Here is a 16,658-nt window from a genome sequence, read left to right as displayed (position 1 = left end):
GGGTCCCCACCGTAGGCGGCTGCACCGACGGCCCGACACTGGTTTTCGGTCGGGCCGGTTTGGCTGGCCGGCGTCGCTCCGTCTCCTCTGACCTCCTCCTCCGACCGCGAACGGGGTCGGGGACCACCGGTGCGCCTGCGGGGGCTGTCGGTGGAGGCTGCTTACCATGGGCGCGTGTCACCCCAGGTGCCCACGCGTAGAGCCCGTCTGGAGAAGAAGTACATCCGGCGGCGCGTCGTGGCGGCCACAGCCGCTGTCGGCTTCCTCGCGCTGACCTCGTTCGGCGTCAGCCTGGCCGCGGCCCTGCTCACCGGTGACGCCGAGGCGACACCCGCGGCCACCTCGGTGGCGCAGGTGACCAAGCGCGCGCCGGCCACGGCCGTCACGCCCAAGGGCACGCCGCAGGCAGCCGCCCCGAAGCCGAGTCCCGCCTCGCCCCAGGGGGAGGTCGGGCGCACCGCTGCCGAGACCGCCATGGTCCGCACGATGCGCCTCACCGGCGACCTGACCCCCAAGTCGGTCGTCGCCTCACCGGCCGGCGTGGTCGTCGCCCAGAACATGATGTACCGCCACTCCGTCTCCGCGTTCGGCGCCGACGGGGCCCTGCTCGCCACGGTCAAGGATTCGGTCGACCTCGCGAAGTTCGGGATCAAGGGCCACCCGGGCACGACCAAGGGCGCGCCCGTCGAGGCCGCCTTCACCGCCGACGGCAAGCACGCGTGGGTGTCCAACTACTCCATGTATGGCGCGGGGTACGGCCCCGAGGGCCTGGACAGCTGCCGCGCCGGTGACGGGACGTCGCCGAGCACGGTCTACCGCGTCGACACCACGACCTTCGCCATCGACCGGGTGGTCGAGGTCGGCGCGGTGCCGAAGTACGTCGCGGTGACGCCCGACGACAAGACGGTCCTCGTGACCAACTGGTGCACCTGGGACCTGTCGGTCATCGACATCGCCAAGAACAAGGAGGTCGCCCGCATCCCGCTCGGCGGCACCTACCCCCGCGGCATCGTCGTCGCTCCCGACAGCCGGACGGCCTACGTCGCCCTGATGGGGTCCGACCGGATCGTCAAGGTCGACCTGCGCACCAAGGCGGTGACGCGGTTCGCCGGGACGGGTGACGGCCCCCGGCACATCGTCCTCAGCCCCGACGCGAAGTACCTCTACGTCACGAACAACGGCTCCGGCACGGTCGCCAAGCTCGACCGCGCCACAGGCAGGGTGCTGGCCACGACCCGGGTCGGTGACCAGCCGCGCTCGCTGACGATCTCCACCGACGGGGCGGCGATCTACTCGGTCAACTACGAGTCGTCGACGGTGAGCAAGCTGCGCACCAGCGACCTCGAGGTCATCGGGCAGGTCGCGACCGACTACCACCCGATCGGCATCACCTACGAGCCGACGCGCAAGGCCGTGTGGGTCGCCTGCTACGGCGGGAGCATCCTCGTCTTCGACGACTCGAGGCGTCCCGTAACCTGACGAGGTGCTGCGAACCGCCCTGAAGCCCCGATGGTTGGGACTGTTCGCCCTCCTTGTCGGCATCGTCTGGGCGTGCGCCCAGCTCGGCCTGTGGCAGCTGCACGTCGCGCAGGACAAGGGCCTCGCCGAGGCGCTGCAGAAGGCCCGTGAGGCCCGACCCGCCCTCATCGACACCGTGGTCCGCCCGCACGAGGCGTTCCCGAACCCGCAGTCCAACCGCGCCGTCACCGCGATCGGGGAGTACGTCCCGGCCGACCAGTTCATCGTCGGTCCGCGCCGCCTCGACGGTAAGACCGGGTACTGGGTGGTGACGCCGCTGGTGGTCGAGGAGACCGGGGCGCGGCTGGCCGTCGTGCGGGGTTTCGTGACCGACCCGGCCGCTGCAGGTACGGCTCCGGCGGGCAAGGTCTCGGTGGACGGTTCGCTGGCCCCGGGGGAGTCCCCTGCCGAGGCGCCGACCGGGATGCCGGCCTGGCCGCAGGAGGCGCTCGGGTCGATCGACCTGTCGATCCTGGTCAACCGGTGGCCCGGCGACATCTACAACGCGTTCATCTTCGCCCAGTCCGAGAGGACCGCCGCGGGCCTCGGCCTCCAGCCCAGCACGGGCCTGGAACGGGTGCCCCCACCCGAGGTGGTCGGCGGGCTGAAGTGGCGCAACGCGGCATACGCGTTCCAGTGGTGGGTGTTCGGCGGGTTCGCCGCGTTCATGTGGTTCAGGATGGTGCGCGATGATGCTCAGCATGAGCGAGAGGACGAACATGTCGACTGAGGCACGCGGCATCAAGGACCCGGCGAAGACCTCGCGGGCGCTGAAGTGGTTCAAGGTCATGGCCTTCGCGGCTGGTGCGGCCATGTTCGTGCTGATCGCCGAGATGATCATGAAGTACGGGTTCGAGAACGAGGCGCTCACCTGGTGGAGCCCCGTGCACGGGTTCATCTTCATGGGCTTCGTGTTCACGGTGTGGAACCTCGGCACGATCCAGCGCTGGTCGATGGGCCGGATGGCCGCGATCGTGCTCGGTGCGTGCATCCCGTTCGTCGCGTTCTGGATCGAGCGGAAGGTGGCCGCGGAGGTGGAGCCGGCGCTCGCCGGTAGCCTTGCCCCGTGAGCGACACCCCTAGCGACACCCCTGTGAGCGACGCCCCCGCGACCGACGGCGCCCCCGCCGACACCTCTGACATCACGCAGGCCCAGGACGACGACCGCGTCGAGGCCGCCGAGGGCGACCTCGTCGAGGTCGACTCCACGCCGCTGCAGTCCCAGCCCGTGCTCGTCGTCGACTTCGGCGCGCAGTACGCGCAGCTGATCGCCCGGCGCGTGCGCGAGGCGAACATCTACAGCGAGGTCGTCCCGCACACCATGGCGGTCGACGAGATGCTGGCCAAGGGCCCGGCTGCGATCGTGCTGTCCGGCGGGCCGTCCTCGGTCTACGCCGAGGGTGCGCCGTCGCTCGACCCGGCGCTGCTCGAGGCCGGGGTCCCGGTCTTTGGCATGTGTTACGGCTTCCAGGCGATGGCCCAGGCCATGGGTGGCACGGTCGCCCACACGGGGCTCAGCGAGTTCGGCTCGACGCCGGCCTCGATCTCGGACGCCTCGTCCACGCTCTTCAACGGCCAGCCGGGCGACCAGTCGGTGTGGATGAGCCACGGCGACTCCGTCACCGAGGCGCCCGCGGGCATGCGGGTCACCGCCTCCACCGCGGGTGCGCCCGTCGCCGCGTTCGAGGACGACGAGCGCCAGCTGTATGGCGTGCAGTGGCACCCCGAGGTCATGCACTCGACGTTCGGCCAGCGGGTGCTCGAGAACTTCCTCTACCGCGGGGCCAAGCTCTCCGGCGACTGGACCGCGGCGAATGTCGTGGACGAGCTCGTCGGGGCGATTCAGGACAAGGTGGGGGAGTCGCGGGTCCTGTGCGCGCTCTCCGGTGGTGTCGACTCCTCGGTCGCAGCGGCGCTCGTGCAGAAGGCCGTGGGCGACCAGCTCACCTGTGTCTTCGTCGACCACGGGCTGCTGCGCTCGGGTGAGGCCGAGCAGGTCGAGAAGGAGTTCGTCGCGGCGACCGGGGTCGACCTGGTCGTGGTGGATGCGCGCGAGCAGTTCCTGTCGGCCTTGGAAGGCGTCTCGGACCCCGAGGAGAAGCGCAAGATCATCGGGCGCGAGTTCATCCGCGTCTTCGAGCAGGCGGCGCGCGACGTCGTCGGCTCGCGCGGCGACTCCGACCACCCCGTAGAGTTCCTCGTGCAGGGGACGCTCTACCCCGATGTCGTCGAGTCCGGTGGCGGCACCGGCGCGGCCAACATCAAGTCGCACCACAACGTGGGTGGCCTCCCTGACGACCTGCAGTTCAAGCTCGTCGAGCCGCTGCGCTCGCTGTTCAAGGACGAGGTCCGCCAGGTCGGGCTCGAGCTCGGTGTGCCCGAGGCGATCGTCTGGCGCCAGCCGTTCCCCGGCCCGGGCCTGGGCATCCGCATCGTCGGTGAGGTGACGGCCGAGCGTCTGGAGATCCTCCGGGCGGCGGACGCGATCGCCCGTCACGAGCTGTCGGCTGCCGGCCTCGACCGCGACATCTGGCAGTGCCCGGTGGTGCTGCTCGGCGACGTGCGTTCGGTGGGAGTGCAGGGTGACGGCCGCACGTACGGTCACCCCGTCGTCCTGCGGCCCGTCTCGTCCGAGGACGCCATGACGGCGGACTGGACCCGGGTTCCGTACGAGGTGCTCGCCAAGATCTCCACGCGGATCACGAACGAGGTGCGCGAGATCAACCGCGTCGTGCTCGACGTGACCAGCAAGCCGCCGGGCACCATCGAGTGGGAGTGACGTCGGCGTGAGGCTGAGGGGCGACGCGCTCGCGGCGCTGGAGGACAAGGCGAGCCGTGCGGTCATGCGGCACGTCCTCATCGGGCCTCCGCTGCGACTGCTCACCGGCCTGCGGGTCGAGGGGCGCTCCAACGTCCCGCGGGACGGTGCGCTGATCGTCGCGTCGAACCACCTGTCCTTCATCGACTCCATCGTCATCCCGCTCGCCTCAGGTCGGCAGGTGCACTTCCTGGGCAAGGCGGAGTACTTCCAGGGCACGGGTCTGCGCGGCGGTGCGGTTCGGTGGTTCCACTCGACCGCGGGCACGATCCCGGTCGACCGGTCCGATCCCCGTGCTGCGATGAAGTCCCTGGAGCTTGGCGAGGAGATCCTGCGCTCGGGGGAGGCGTTCGGGGTCTACCCCGAAGGCACCCGCTCGCCCGACGGCCGCCTCCACCGCGGCCGCACCGGCGTCGCTCGTATGGCGCTCAACACCGGTGCCGTCCTGCTTCCGTGCGCAGTCATCGGGACCGATAAGGTCCAGCCGGCGGGGTCGAACGGGTTCCGTCCGGGGAAGGTGACGGTCCGGTTCGGTCAGCCGATCGACGTGGCTGGGTTGTCGTCGCAGTTCCAGAAGGCGGCTCTGCTCCGGGCGGTCACCGACGCCACGATGGACGCGATCGGCGAACTGTCCGGCCAGGAGCGCTCAGGCGTCTACGCCTCCGACCTGAAAGCCGCCAGCCCTTCCGCCTGACGATTCTCTAGGTAGCCCATTTCGCCCACTTAGACGCATGTGCCCTCACGGGGTATCAGGGATGGTCGCCGTGGCGTTCTTCTCAAGCCGGCCCCGCCGTCCTCGCTGATCCGCTTTGAGGACGCGGTTCACTTTGACGGTACGTTCGAGGGTGGTGAACCTCGCGGATAGTTCCAGCCATCCTTGGTCGCTGAGGACGACCTGCCAGACTTCAGCGCACGTGACCTTGGACGGTGGCTCGTGGCTTAGTTGTCCTCGGACGCGGAAAATGCTTTGGGCGCGCCAGTCACCGTCGCTGCCGATCCACTCGAATACGGTCTCGCTTTTGACCCAGCCCAGAGCGTCAGCGACGGCGGGGTGGAGGGCCAGCCATTCGACAAGTTCGGGGTCGGAGTGATACGGCCTTCCGCGGACGACCAGTTCTTCGTGGGACCAAGTCAGATCAGGGAGGGCGGGATAACGAGTCGCGTCGTAGACAGTCATTTCGATAGTTGGCCCGGGCTTAGCGATGAAAAGCGACGAGGTGGCGGGCTTCCGATGCTGCGTTCGTACGCGACGCTTTTCTTCGGGAGTCTCCCAAGTAAGCCAGCGCCACACAGAATCCTCACTGATCACGTGGTTGTCAGCGAAGTGCGCTGCGTAGTGGCCAGCTGCGGATTCGGCTTCGCCACACCACTCCTCTGACGCGTAGTCCTTGCTGTCGGGTGCGCGCCACGGGAGTGGTGTGGTCCGGTCGAGCGGGCGCGGAGTGATCCAGTTCAAGGCGTCGTCGAAGAGGACGCTAAACCATGGCGAGCGTAGTCCGTAGGGCAGGACTCGGGCGTCGATGAGCTCTGCGATAACGCGTGAGCATCCTCTGCGGCCGATCATGTACGCCCAGGGGCGGTAAGCATGCCTAGTACCTCTCCTTGAGAGCCGTGCGAAGTGGGCGTTGTGTCCACCGCCAGTCCACAGGTCAGGTTTGGTTCGTCCTAGCAATGCGGCTCGGTAGTAGAGGTTGCGCGCGCTTATCCCCACGTCGTCTGCTATTCCGCGCAGTACCTCGTCGTAGGGGGCGATGACTTGTTGGGGATTGCTCGAATCGACGAATGGGACGCCGCGCCGATCGAGTTCGGGGGTCTCGCGTTTGGGTAGTGGGGGCAATTCCATTCTGTATAGCGGCGAAAGGTCGGCCGCGGGGGCAGGGGCGGGTTGCAGCCCGTTGAGGCCCAGGGCCTGAGCTGCGAGGTGTCGGTTGATGGCGTCGTCGCTGACGGCTGCGTTCTGCAGGGCGGTGGTGAGTGCGGGCGATAGCCCGGCGGGGGTCGCCGGGTTTGCGGCAGGGTCTGTTGCGGCTGTGGCCCTTTCGGCGCCAGCCCTTACGAGGACGTGCAGGGCCGCCTCGGCCAACCAACCGCCGCTGGAGACGGACTCCGCGAGAGCCAGCTCAATATCCGATTGATGCTGTGCGTAGTTCCGGGCGAGCACCCGGCGAACACCGAAGTCGATGATCCTGATCGGGTGGCCAAGGTGTTGTGTCGTCCAAGCGATGAGTTCGGACTCGGGGTTGTCGGCAGTGCTAGGTCGCAGTTCGTCGAGCTCGTCACTGGCGGGCGCGAAGACGTCGAGGTAGTCGCGGATGTCGGGCCAGCACTGTGAGACCAAGTCTGTCCCCCCGAACATTTTTGCGAAGCGTTTGAGGTCTCGTGGCAAGAACTCACCCACGATGGCTTTCGAGGCGATGAGCCCGACCAGGTCGCGAGCTGCGAGGTCAACCAGGTCGCGTGAACCCCCGCGGACTGCGGCCTCGAACACTTGAATACGGCTTCCGCCATCCCAGTTGCGCTGCCAACCGTAGGGAGTGATTCGGGCGAGAATGCGCCCGAGCGCTTCTCGAGCACGGTCTGTCGCGCCGGCCCGAGACGCGATCCCCGCCGCTCGTGCCACGTCGAGGTTGGAGAGTTCGAGTCGTTCCGCCTGTTCAAGGACGGCAACTGCAACAGCACTTGGAGTGCTGTCTGTGAATTGATTGAGCGAGTGCGACCACCGTTGTGCTGTGTCTGCCGCAACGTTGGGATCCTTGTGGGACCGCATCTGGCCAAGGATCGTGGCCAGCGGCAGGTTAGGGACCTCTTCTGTGACGGTCGGGGGGCTTGCCGGAGGTCGAGCGGCGTCTTCCCCGGCTGTCCGCGAGTCGGGGACGGACCAGAGGGACCGAGCGTGCGCGAACCGTTCGGTCAGCTCCGCTTTGTCTGTGCACCGACCGAGAAGGACCTCTTCGAGGTCATACGGAGTGTCGGGGCTGAGCGGCATGAGCAAGTCAGTCAGCAGAGAGGCAACTAGTTCCGGGTCGACGTCTGCGCGTTGTGCTGCACCGCAGAGGAGGGCCGTGATGGTGTCCGGTTCTGTAATGACGCCGCGGTCACACAAGGTTTCGGCCATGTTGGTGGCGAGTCTGGCGTCGCGGCGGAACACGGCGGTGATGAGATCTCCGGCGGCTTCGCTGGCCTGTTGATCCGCCTCATCCGTGGCGCCGAGGAGTCGGGCCGCGTAGACGCAGGCATCCTCCAAGAAAGTGGCTTGGTCGATTGCTCCGAGGTCGGCTGTCTCGGTCAGCCAGGACAGCCAGGCCACCAGTTGTTGGTCTCTATCGTGTTGCCCTGGGCCCCATCCGTCTCGGTGGGCGCGTCCGACTGCTGCCATCGCGTTCTCGAAATCTGCTGTGTCCGTTCGTGCTCTGGCAACCTCGAGCCAGGTGGCCGCCCGGCCGTGGGGGTCGCCCTCGTCAACCACGAGCGCTTCTGCCTGGTCGAGTTCTGCGCGGCACCATTCGGTGGCTTCACCACACGCGGCTGCGGCACGGATCACCGCGACACGTCTGCGTGCCGGCCAGTAGGCGGCACGGTCAGTGTTGTCCCAGGCCCTCTTGAACTGCGCTAGCAGTCGCTCGAGTTGTGCCTTGCCTCCGCACCGGTAGGCCAAGGGCACCAGGCTGGTGATGAGCTCAATGCCTGCCTCAGGGATCCGATACCAGCCGGTCCAGTCTCGTGTCGTTGTACCTGGCAGTTCCAGGAGGCGTATTACGGGTTCTGCGAACGCTGGCACGTCGGGATTCTCAGCGAAGCCCATTGACGCAGCGACTGCTTGTGCTTCAAGTTGGGCGACGTTGGTCAGTGCTGCAACGAGTCTCGTGCGGGCTGGGTCGTGAGCTGCGGCCGGGACTTCGAGTCCGCCGTCGGGGATGGTGTCGTAGATGTCAATCAGGTGATGCAGTGCGCGCATGCGCAGCACGAGAAGCATCGTCCTGTAGGACTCCAGACCGTCCGAGGATCCGACGTAGTCCGGCCAGGCTGGCATCGTTTCGGGTGGCAGAAGATCCCGGAACTCGTCGGTGTGTGCCTGGCCCGAGAGCGCAAGTGCGTTCGCGGCGACGACTCGGAGGTTGAGGGAAAGGCGTCGCCTAGGAGGAGTGACCTCCTCTTCATCTTCTTCAATGTCGGCGTCGACGGCGCCAGCAACGTTCGCTGGCGGGTTGGTGTGATGTGCGTCGACTACCCGATGGGTGTCAACAACCGGTTCGGCCCCCTCGGCCGCCCCGCTGGAAACGTCTGCGTTCGGCTCTTGCGCGGCCGGCATAGGGGCAGCTACGGGACTCGGCGCCGAAGACTTGCTGTGGACGGGGCCCTCGATCGCTAGGAGCAATTGGACTTGGCGTAGTACTTCGGCGGGATCGCCATCCTGCTGGGCCGTGCGAGCCGCGACGACGTGCATGCGCGCGCGCCAGTCGGGACTGGACTCCGCGTTGATCCGCTTGGCCAAGAGGGACAATGCATCACCGTCGCGAACGCTGTCCGCGAGGTCGAAACACCGGGCGTGAACCGCGTTTCGCGCGGAGATGACCGCCGCCCGCGCCTCCCGGGCGTCGCGTGCCTGGCGCTCGGCCCGCCAGCGCTCATCGTCGACCATGAGCGCGGTCCTGCCGGCGCCGCCGACGGCATCTGTGGCCTCGGCGCTTCCGTCGATCGGCTCGGCACCTTCCTGATCAACAGCGTCGACTGTGTTATCGACCGGGCTCTCAGCTGGGTCCTCCGCTGGATGCTCGGCAGCGCCTTCATCAACGGCATAAGCCGGGTCCGTGACCGGGTTGCCAGGCGGGAAGTCAGGGGCGTTGCCAGCAGGGTCGCTAGCCGGGTCGTCACCGGCACTCACCTGAGCCGGATCTGAGACAGGGTGGCCGACGGTGAGGTGGTCACTACCGTCGTCGCCGGAGCTGGCGGAGGGAACGCCGCCGTCGTTCGTCTCGGCTCTTATGCCGGTGCTGGTTGCCTCGACAAGAGGCTCAGGGAACGGAAGCAGGTGGTCCAACTCATGGAGTACACGGTCTAGTCCCGAGCGGTGCCATACGACTTCGGCCCAGTCGGCGACGCTCGACGCCCACTCGTGCCCCCGACCGTGAGCGCGGCCCAAATCAGCGGCAAGACCTTGCAGCCCACCTACGGCGCGCAGAATCGCCTCGGCAGACTCAAGGAAGTTATCGGCGGCCAGACCTGCAGCGACCTCAAGAGCTGCGGGGGCCTTGATCCGCAGAGTTCTCCCCTGAACGACGTGTTCTACGGCTCGCTCCGGGTCGACATAACTCATGACTTTCGCCATCGCGTCCGCCTCTACGACGTAGTCGCGTTGGTGCAGTTCGTTGAGGAACATGAGTGAGCGGTTCAGGGCGCGGTAGTCCTGGGCTTCTGCTGACGCTCGAAGGACGACGACGGCTTGGTCGCGGACGACACCGTAGGGTCGGCCGGCGAACAGGCTCGCCCGGAGGCCCGCAGGGGTGGCGACCTTGAGGACCTGGTCGAACTGTCCTGCGAGGTAGCGCTGCGCCAGTTCCTCATCTCGGTACTGGGGCCAGTCCATGCTTGCGGCACACTGCTCGGCGAGTTGCTCGTGAAGTTGGCGTGACTTCCAGTCGCGGACCTGGCCGCCGACCATCGCAGTCTGGTCGACCAGGAATCGGCGAAAACTGTTGTGAATGAATGTCCACTCGTTAGCTTCGCGGCGGAAGAACGTGTGTGTGAGGGATACAAACCGGGTCACCGCGGCGGCTTCGACCCACGTCTCCAACCACTCGAGGTCGACTGGGATTCGAAGTCGGCACACTGTTCCGAGGATCGCAAAGACGTCCTCATCGTCTTTCGCGAGCGATCCGAGGTAGTGCCTGTATCGCTGATCGATGCTTCCGCGGTACTCGTAAGCGCCACTGAGCATGTGCCCGGCGAGGAGACGGCGTGCTTCCTCGTTGGGCTCGGCTTCAAGATTGCGCAGGTCTTGAATCAGGTAAGTGAGCACCAGTGGGTGGCCCTCACTGATTTCGACGAGGTCTTCTAACTGCCCCGGCAGCATCCAGTCTTCGACTCCGGCCATGGTCGCGATCGATACGACCTCATCGTCCGCGAGGGGCGGGACGTCCACGACGCGGGGGCCGTCGCTGTCATCGTCCAAGGCTTCGCGGACCGGCGCTGGGAGGATCGATGTGGTCTGTGAACCTAGAACGACACATACGCCCAACGGCAACGCGGCAGGGCTAGGTAGTTCGTCCAGCAGGGACCGTGCCGGGTTCTGTTCGCGTGAGATGTGATCGAGCCCGTCGACAACGATCGTGGTTCGGGTGCCGTCCTTGAGGTATGCCTCGCCGGCCCGAGCCAGCTGGTCGAATAGCACCGCACGTTGGCCGGCGAGGTCGGCACCGAAGCCCTCGCGGTAAATGCCGCCTTCCTCCAGGGCCAAGGAGAGATCGTGCAGGAAGCTTCGGGCTTCGCCGCGACCGCTCAGCGGGTCTGGAGCATCGGGCACGAACGCGTAGTACCTGATGAGGCGACCCGCAACCGACACTTTCTCTACCAAGGTGGATTTGCCGCAGCCTGGCGGCCCAATGAGCGCGACGTATCCGTTCTGGTGGCAGGCTAGTGCGTCTTCGAGGGCGATGCGTGCGGCGCTGTTGGCCGTGTACGTGTCCGGGACTGGGAAGCGGTGCGGGTTCTGGTAGCGGGTTCGCGAGGACCAGTCGAGTCTCACCATGAGCTCGGCTCGGTCGAGTTGGACGATTCGAACGGGATCCACGACGATTCTTTGAAGGGTTGCCGCAAGATGATTCTGGTCGTTGATGGCACGCGGCGGCAACAGATCTGAGTGGTCCAGTGGGATGAAAGCCAAGTCGAATTCGCGGAGGAAGTCTGCAAGTTCGTTCTCGGTCAGCCCGCAGCCGTCCTTGATCGTCGTCCATGCCTCCGACCAGGACGTGACGAGGTCGAGGATGGCGATTTGCGCCCAGCCGTCCTTCGGGTTGAGCCGAAGGTGTTCTTGCACAGGCACGAACGATCGCGAGAGGAACGCCGCGAAATGCTGAGGGGTATCCGTAGCAGTGGCCAGGGCACTTTTGGCGCGCGGTTTAGCGATAGATGGAAAGTTGTTGGTGCACAGGTGAACCGTTAGGGGTCCGTCCCACTCGTTGCGGAGGCGTTTCCAAGCCTCCGCTAGCGCAGCAAATAAGGACGGTTTCCCATCGACGCTGCCGAGGAGGTCACTGAAGTTGAACGTGTTCGGGTACTGGGACCACTTGACCTGCAGCGCGTGCCGGTGCCCTGCCGCCACGAACTGGAAGTCGTCCGCAACGCCTGCGCTGGGGTCTGCGACACGAATCCACTGCAGCGTCGGTATGTATCGGTGAACGACCTTTGCGGCCAGGACGAATTGCGCGCTGTAGCCGACCAGCGCGTTCCGCTCACCGTCGCTGGGGATCGGGTCCTTCGATGAGGTTGATGACATATGTTCCATGCCGTTCGTCTCGGGGTCGCTCCATAATGCAGGTCGCCGCGAGGTAATCGCACCATTCCCCCGCCGAATGCACCGATCCGTGCGGGGGGTCGGAAGATGCGTCTATCCGCCGCGAGGGCTCTGCTTATGGAGCCGACAAGTGCTCGAACTGGACCCCGTAAGCGACGCCGGGGTCGACATACCGGGAGACCCGTCCGTCGCTCGCGTAGACCATGAGACACGACGGAGGAACGGCGGGCACGTCTGCGATCGGCCAAGACCGGAACCGGGTGCGCCCCGGCTGGAGAAGACTCAGTTCCCGGCGAACACCGAACGCTTCGCGTGCCATCCGCTTCTCGTACGTGTTCGTGTTCTTACACTCAACGCCGATAACGATTTGGTCATGGCGTGGACGACCTGTAACGCCAGCATCGACAACCACTAGGTCAAGCTCATGGTAGAAGGCTCCGGCGAGTCTTGACGTTGGGCCCGTCAAGCCGTAACTCATCCCAACGAATTCTATGTCTGTCCACATCGCGAGCGGGGGTCGTCGCGGGTGAGCGAGCTCGAAGTGTGCGTAGGCAAGGCTTATTGGCCCGCCTTGACTGCGAAGGACCAGCGAGGTGCCGCCGCGCAAGGTCGCCGTATAGCCTTCGTGAATTGCCAATCGTCGCAGCACTTCTGCAGCTACCCAAAGTTCGTACAGCTTGCCTTGCTTTGCTCCCGGGGCGATGACGCTCGACCTCGTGCCGCCGGACTGATAGCCGGCGAGAATGGCATCTATGCGAGCGCGAAACTGGGCTTCACTCAGAGGCACTATCAAGAGCCCCATCGTCAAGTAGTTCGCTGATCAGATCATCCAGTAGGACGACTAGCTCTCGCAGGTCGCCGGTATCCTCAGCTAGGTCGAGCCGCTCGGTGCCGGCCGCCCGAGCCTCAGCTTCGGTCAACTCGAGATATACCGTGGAGATGGGCTCCCCCGTCTCCGTGGAAGCGAACTCGTTTAAATCATTCAACACTCGGCGAACGCGAGTTCGGTCGGATGCGGCGACGGTGTTCCGCAAAGCACGGAGGGATGCCACCAACTGCCCGCCCGTTGACGTCGAGTCCGAACCGGCTGCCACCACGGTCTGCAGCACCTCATTCGCGCCAATTCCCTCCAGAGATGCAAAGAGATACCTCAGTGCTCGGTCGTACTCATCGCCGTCCACCAGCCCAGTCTGCCCGAAGCGCTAGCTCCTTCGCAGGCAGTTGTTCGTCCCTTGACGCCGTGCATTCTCCTACCTTGGGCCCGGCGCACATCAGGTCTCTATCGGAAGGTGCTTGACGGTCAAACTCATTGAACCCGAGGCTGGTGTCTCTGCTGAGCGGCACTCCGCGCGTCGTAGTTCCAGGGGCCGAAGACCCCTGCATCCCTGCAACATGGGGTTCAGGGCCACAGAGGCGCCCCCTTGCCTCAGCGTTCGGTGGGTGCGAAGTAGCCATGCTGCGCCGAGTTAGGGCCTGAATCGGTAAGACTGAGTCCATGGTGAATCTGACAGTCGACGTATCCGACGACCAGCGAGCGCGCCTAAAGTCCGTTCTTGGGCCGGCGGCAGACCTAGACGACGTCTTGGGGTACGTGCTCCTGGCGGGGGCCCGTGAAGCCCTGGCATACGCCACAGGCGAGGCACTTTTTTCATCGATTACAGACCTGCGTATGTACCGTGTCTTCCGGCTGATCGAGGCAGGCCTACCGCCCGGCAACAGCGAGCAGGTCGTGGCGGCCCTATTCAAGGTTCCCTTACCGACCGCCAGACGGCTGATCGCAACCGCCTTCGCTAGGTACTCGGTCGAGCTAAACGAAAGGATCGCGGAAGAGGTGAAGGGGGCGCTGGACAAAGCGCGATCGGCAAGCGGGAAGAAGTGGGAGATCAGCCTCCCGGCGGGCTTCATAAAGGATGCAATCTTGTCGACTTGTCGAGCAAGCACCCAATCCGACCCGACCAGCGTGAAGGGATCGGTCTGGGCATTCCCCGAGGAAACCTACGACTTCCTGCGTTCGAATTTTGACATGCCAGCCCGCCCTTGGACCGAGCCCATAAAGAAGCAGTGAGAGAGCGATCGCAGTGGCACTTGACAAACAAATTACAGACACATTCTCTGTGGTTAGCCTCCTACTTGCTGTTGCAGCGGCCTACCTGGCGGCTATTTGGCCTATGATCAACGACTTGCTTGGCGATCCAAGAGTCTCCGACAACTACGAGGCAGCGACTCTCCGCAGGAAGCGCACCAGCTATGCGGTCGCTACGGCCGTCCTGACGATCTTCGAGGCAGCCGTCGCCGCAATCCTCCTGCCTCTGGCAGTTCAGGTTTTCGAAGAGTGGGACGGCGCCGGGCAGTTTATTCCGCTACGCGCGGGGCTGCTGCTCGCACAGGGAGCACTCTTGGTCGGTGCTGTGGTAGCGGGCGTAATGGCGGTGAAACTCTGGCGCAAGCGGTGAGTGGGGCGGACTGAATTATGCGTCTTTCCGCCGCGACTGGCACTGGCCCCGACGCTCAACTCTCAGCCAATCTTGGCGTCGTCGGGCGTCGGGGCCAGCGCGGCCACCGGGACGCCGGCTGCCTTGAGTCTCTGGACAAATTCCGCGACAGAGAACCAGTTCGGGTTGCCAGGGAGCGCCTCGTGACGGCACTGGTAGTGAGTCGTGGCCCACGTTCCATTCACGATGCGGTCGGTAACCCGGCTGCCATTCAGTCCACCCTGCGCACCCATGTATGGCCATGTGGGGTCTCCGGCCAGGTGCCGTTCAACAAGCTTCGCCCCAGCAAGGTCGCCGTCCTGGTAGCCAGCCCACTTGCTGACCAAATCGGGGTATCGCCTCAGTGCCGTGGCCAAGACGCTTAGGAAGTAGCGCTGATCGACGTCGGCGTAGGCGGCTAGGAGTCGCTCCCAGGTGATGATTGGTGTCCCGAGCTCGGGCATCGCCGCTGCGAGCGCCTCGGGAAGCAATGCCCAGTGCGCCAGAGTCACCTTGTCGACACCCAAGTGGCCAGCAAGGTGGCCGCAAATTTGGTCCAACTGCACCTTCTGCGCCAACAACTGCTTCAGCAGGTCTGGCTTGCTGGGGCGATCGAACATCTTCGCTTCGAGGGCAATCAGGACTGGGGACGGCTCGGTGATGAGGATGACGATGTCCGGGGTGTCCTTGGCTAGAGCCGCCATTCCCGGGTACAGGCCCGCTGCCTTTCCGATGGCGGACTCAATAAGGCTGTACTCGGTGAAAAATAGGACCGTGCAATCCTCCGGATCGTCGCGCACGTCGAGTTCGCCGAGGTTGAGCAAATCCGGGCGCGCGAGCCGGTCCAAGTGGCGCATCGAGTCGGCACACAACAGGGCGGGCAACACCGTCCCGGTGTAATACCGCTCTTTCCGATTCAGGGGCAGTGTCGTGTCCAGCAACTCATCCAGCGTGGCCATGCATCCTCCTGGGCGTGAGTCTCATCCGATGCGACTATGCGCCAACCAGGCTGCCGCGTCCAGACACGATCCCACCGCACTTGGCCGTCGACCCCGAGCGTGAGGTCTCGAGCGTCTGAGTTGCGTCGCACCGCCACGATCATCCCGCGGGCGGGTGCGGCCTAGGGCCTACGGCAGCTCAGGCATGTGCGCTTCGGGAGGAGTACCGCGAAGCTGTGCAGGTGTCCCGAGATAGGTTCGCACTGACTCCGCATACTGATCGAGTGCTTTTGCGTAGCGCGCGAAGGCGACATCGAGGCTGTCATCATCCGCGGCGGCTGCAGCGGGCGACCGGTGCTTGATCCAGTCTCGAAGGGACTCCACCGCCCTGTAGAATTCGGCGGCCAGTTTGTAACTCGAGGAGTCAGCCCCCAGGACTGGCCGGAGCCGGAAGAGCTCGTTGCGAAGTGGCCAGAGGTGGTAGTCGCCTCTGCGTGCGCCCCGACCCTTGACGGCTGCATCCCGCTGATCGCCGATGGCGATGCCTAGCACCACCTCCGCATCCAGTTTCGCTGCCGCCTGCTTGGACCTTTCGCTCAGCCATTGCGCGAACCAAACGCCAACCACGACCGCCACAGCGCCGATGACCGCCGACCCGAGTCCCTCCCACATACGGTCGACCGTAGGGGTTTCTGACGTGGCGTGGCGTCCATGCTGACGATCGAGGGCGTGTCTTTCCGCCGCGTGCCTGAAGTTGCTGGCCTCCTTGTCGCCACATGTCCTTGCTTTCTTCGCTGCTCCTGGCCATGAGTCTGCAGTGGTTGGCTACGCCCGCATGAGGTTCAGCCTGCGGGTGGGTATGTGAGCGATCCAAGGTCAGCGCGCGGCATCGGGGTCTGTCTGGTGACGCCGCGACCACGACCTTGGCGTGCTGATGTGCAAGTCAGTCCCTGCTCGGCTCGCATAGCGGTCGCGCCCTCATCGCAGACCGTTCAGGCGGTCCCGTGGACTTCCGGGCGCCGTCGAAGCTTCAACAGCCTCAAAAGCCGCTTCCTTCCATCGGTCGTCACACAACCGACAGTTGGCATAGCGGCTGTCGAGCAGATGTACTAGACCGTTCTGCCACAGAGTATGAATGCTGCCCCTGCGATCAGCCATTTTGCCGTGATCGGCTGTGCGAAGGGCATCGCGGGCGCCATGATCACCAAAAGTTGCTGCTTCTTGGGGGACCGTATGCGTCGTCGGCTGTGCGCTTTGATTAGTTGTCTGCTGGTCTTCGCCGGGGTGACGAATGCTGCGTCATTGCCCTCAGCCGCGGCGTCGGTGACGACGGTGGCGGGGTGGTCCACGACGTCGGTGTCGGCTGCGGTGGGGTACTCGTTCACGGTGCCGGTCACGGTCAG

General features: G+C 65.2%; 12 protein-coding genes. 7 read left to right on the top strand and 5 right to left on the bottom strand.

Going from position 1 to position 16,658, the window contains the following annotated elements; all coding sequences use genetic code 11:
* Positions 1-174: 174 nt before the first annotated feature.
* From ABD286_RS11215 to ABD286_RS11195, 5 genes are all read left to right on the top strand, one after another.
* Entirely contained in the window at positions 175-1,479 is a 1,305-nt protein-coding gene (locus ABD286_RS11215) for a beta-propeller fold lactonase family protein (RefSeq protein WP_344193391.1), read from the top strand.
* Between the two features lie 4 nt (positions 1,480-1,483).
* On the top strand, positions 1,484-2,248 hold the full coding sequence (locus ABD286_RS11210; protein WP_344193389.1) for an SURF1 family protein: 765 nt from the start codon (positions 1,484-1,486) through the stop codon (positions 2,246-2,248).
* Positions 2,238-2,588, top strand: coding sequence for a DUF3817 domain-containing protein (locus ABD286_RS11205; RefSeq protein ID WP_344193387.1), 351 nt, complete (start codon positions 2,238-2,240; stop codon positions 2,586-2,588). The genes ABD286_RS11210 and ABD286_RS11205 overlap by 11 nt, the downstream gene beginning before the upstream one ends.
* A gap of 143 nt (positions 2,589-2,731) precedes the next feature.
* Positions 2,732-4,297 (top strand): glutamine-hydrolyzing GMP synthase, encoded by a 1,566-nt coding sequence (gene guaA / locus ABD286_RS11200; RefSeq protein ID WP_344193679.1) that lies wholly within the window; start codon positions 2,732-2,734, stop codon positions 4,295-4,297.
* A gap of 7 nt (positions 4,298-4,304) precedes the next feature.
* Positions 4,305-5,030, top strand: coding sequence for a lysophospholipid acyltransferase family protein (locus tag ABD286_RS11195; protein WP_344193385.1), 726 nt, complete (start codon positions 4,305-4,307; stop codon positions 5,028-5,030).
* A gap of 45 nt (positions 5,031-5,075) precedes the next feature.
* Here the strand turns inward: ABD286_RS11195 and ABD286_RS11190 are convergent, their stop codons facing one another.
* Positions 5,076-11,837: a hypothetical protein gene (locus ABD286_RS11190; protein ID WP_344193383.1), complete on the bottom strand. Its 6,762-nt coding sequence runs from the start codon at positions 11,835-11,837 to the stop codon at positions 5,076-5,078.
* A 782-nt stretch (positions 11,838-12,619) separates the two neighbouring features.
* A complete protein-coding gene (locus tag ABD286_RS11185) occupies positions 12,620-13,027 on the bottom strand; it encodes a hypothetical protein (protein ID WP_344193381.1) in 408 nt (135 codons plus the stop codon).
* Between the two features lie 314 nt (positions 13,028-13,341).
* Here ABD286_RS11185 and ABD286_RS11180 point away from each other — a divergent pair, with 314 nt between their 5' ends.
* Both ABD286_RS11180 and ABD286_RS11175 read left to right on the top strand, forming a co-directional pair.
* On the top strand, positions 13,342-13,911 hold the full coding sequence (locus tag ABD286_RS11180) for a hypothetical protein (protein ID WP_344193379.1): 570 nt from the start codon (positions 13,342-13,344) through the stop codon (positions 13,909-13,911).
* Positions 13,912-14,014: 103 nt separating this feature from the next.
* Complete coding sequence (locus ABD286_RS11175; protein WP_344193377.1) at positions 14,015-14,299, top strand: hypothetical protein; 285 nt, start codon at positions 14,015-14,017, stop codon at positions 14,297-14,299.
* A 62-nt stretch (positions 14,300-14,361) separates the two neighbouring features.
* On the opposite strand, the gene ABD286_RS11170 is transcribed toward ABD286_RS11175, so the two are convergent.
* The 3 genes from ABD286_RS11170 to ABD286_RS11160 form a co-directional block, all read right to left on the bottom strand.
* Complete coding sequence (locus ABD286_RS11170) at positions 14,362-15,276, bottom strand: hypothetical protein (RefSeq protein WP_344193375.1); 915 nt, start codon at positions 15,274-15,276, stop codon at positions 14,362-14,364.
* Positions 15,277-15,444: 168 nt separating this feature from the next.
* The gene (locus ABD286_RS11165) at positions 15,445-15,927 is read right to left on the bottom strand and encodes a hypothetical protein (RefSeq protein WP_344193373.1); all 483 of its coding nucleotides are present in this window, start codon (positions 15,925-15,927) and stop codon (positions 15,445-15,447) included.
* A 437-nt stretch (positions 15,928-16,364) separates the two neighbouring features.
* Positions 16,365-16,658: hypothetical protein (locus tag ABD286_RS11160; RefSeq protein WP_344193371.1), on the bottom strand; the 294-nt coding region annotated here is incomplete at its 5' end.

Source organism: Pedococcus aerophilus, from assembly GCF_039532215.1.
Taxonomy (GTDB): domain Bacteria; phylum Actinomycetota; class Actinomycetes; order Actinomycetales; family Dermatophilaceae; genus Pedococcus; species Pedococcus aerophilus.
This window is presented reverse-complemented; position numbering and strand designations above follow the sequence as displayed.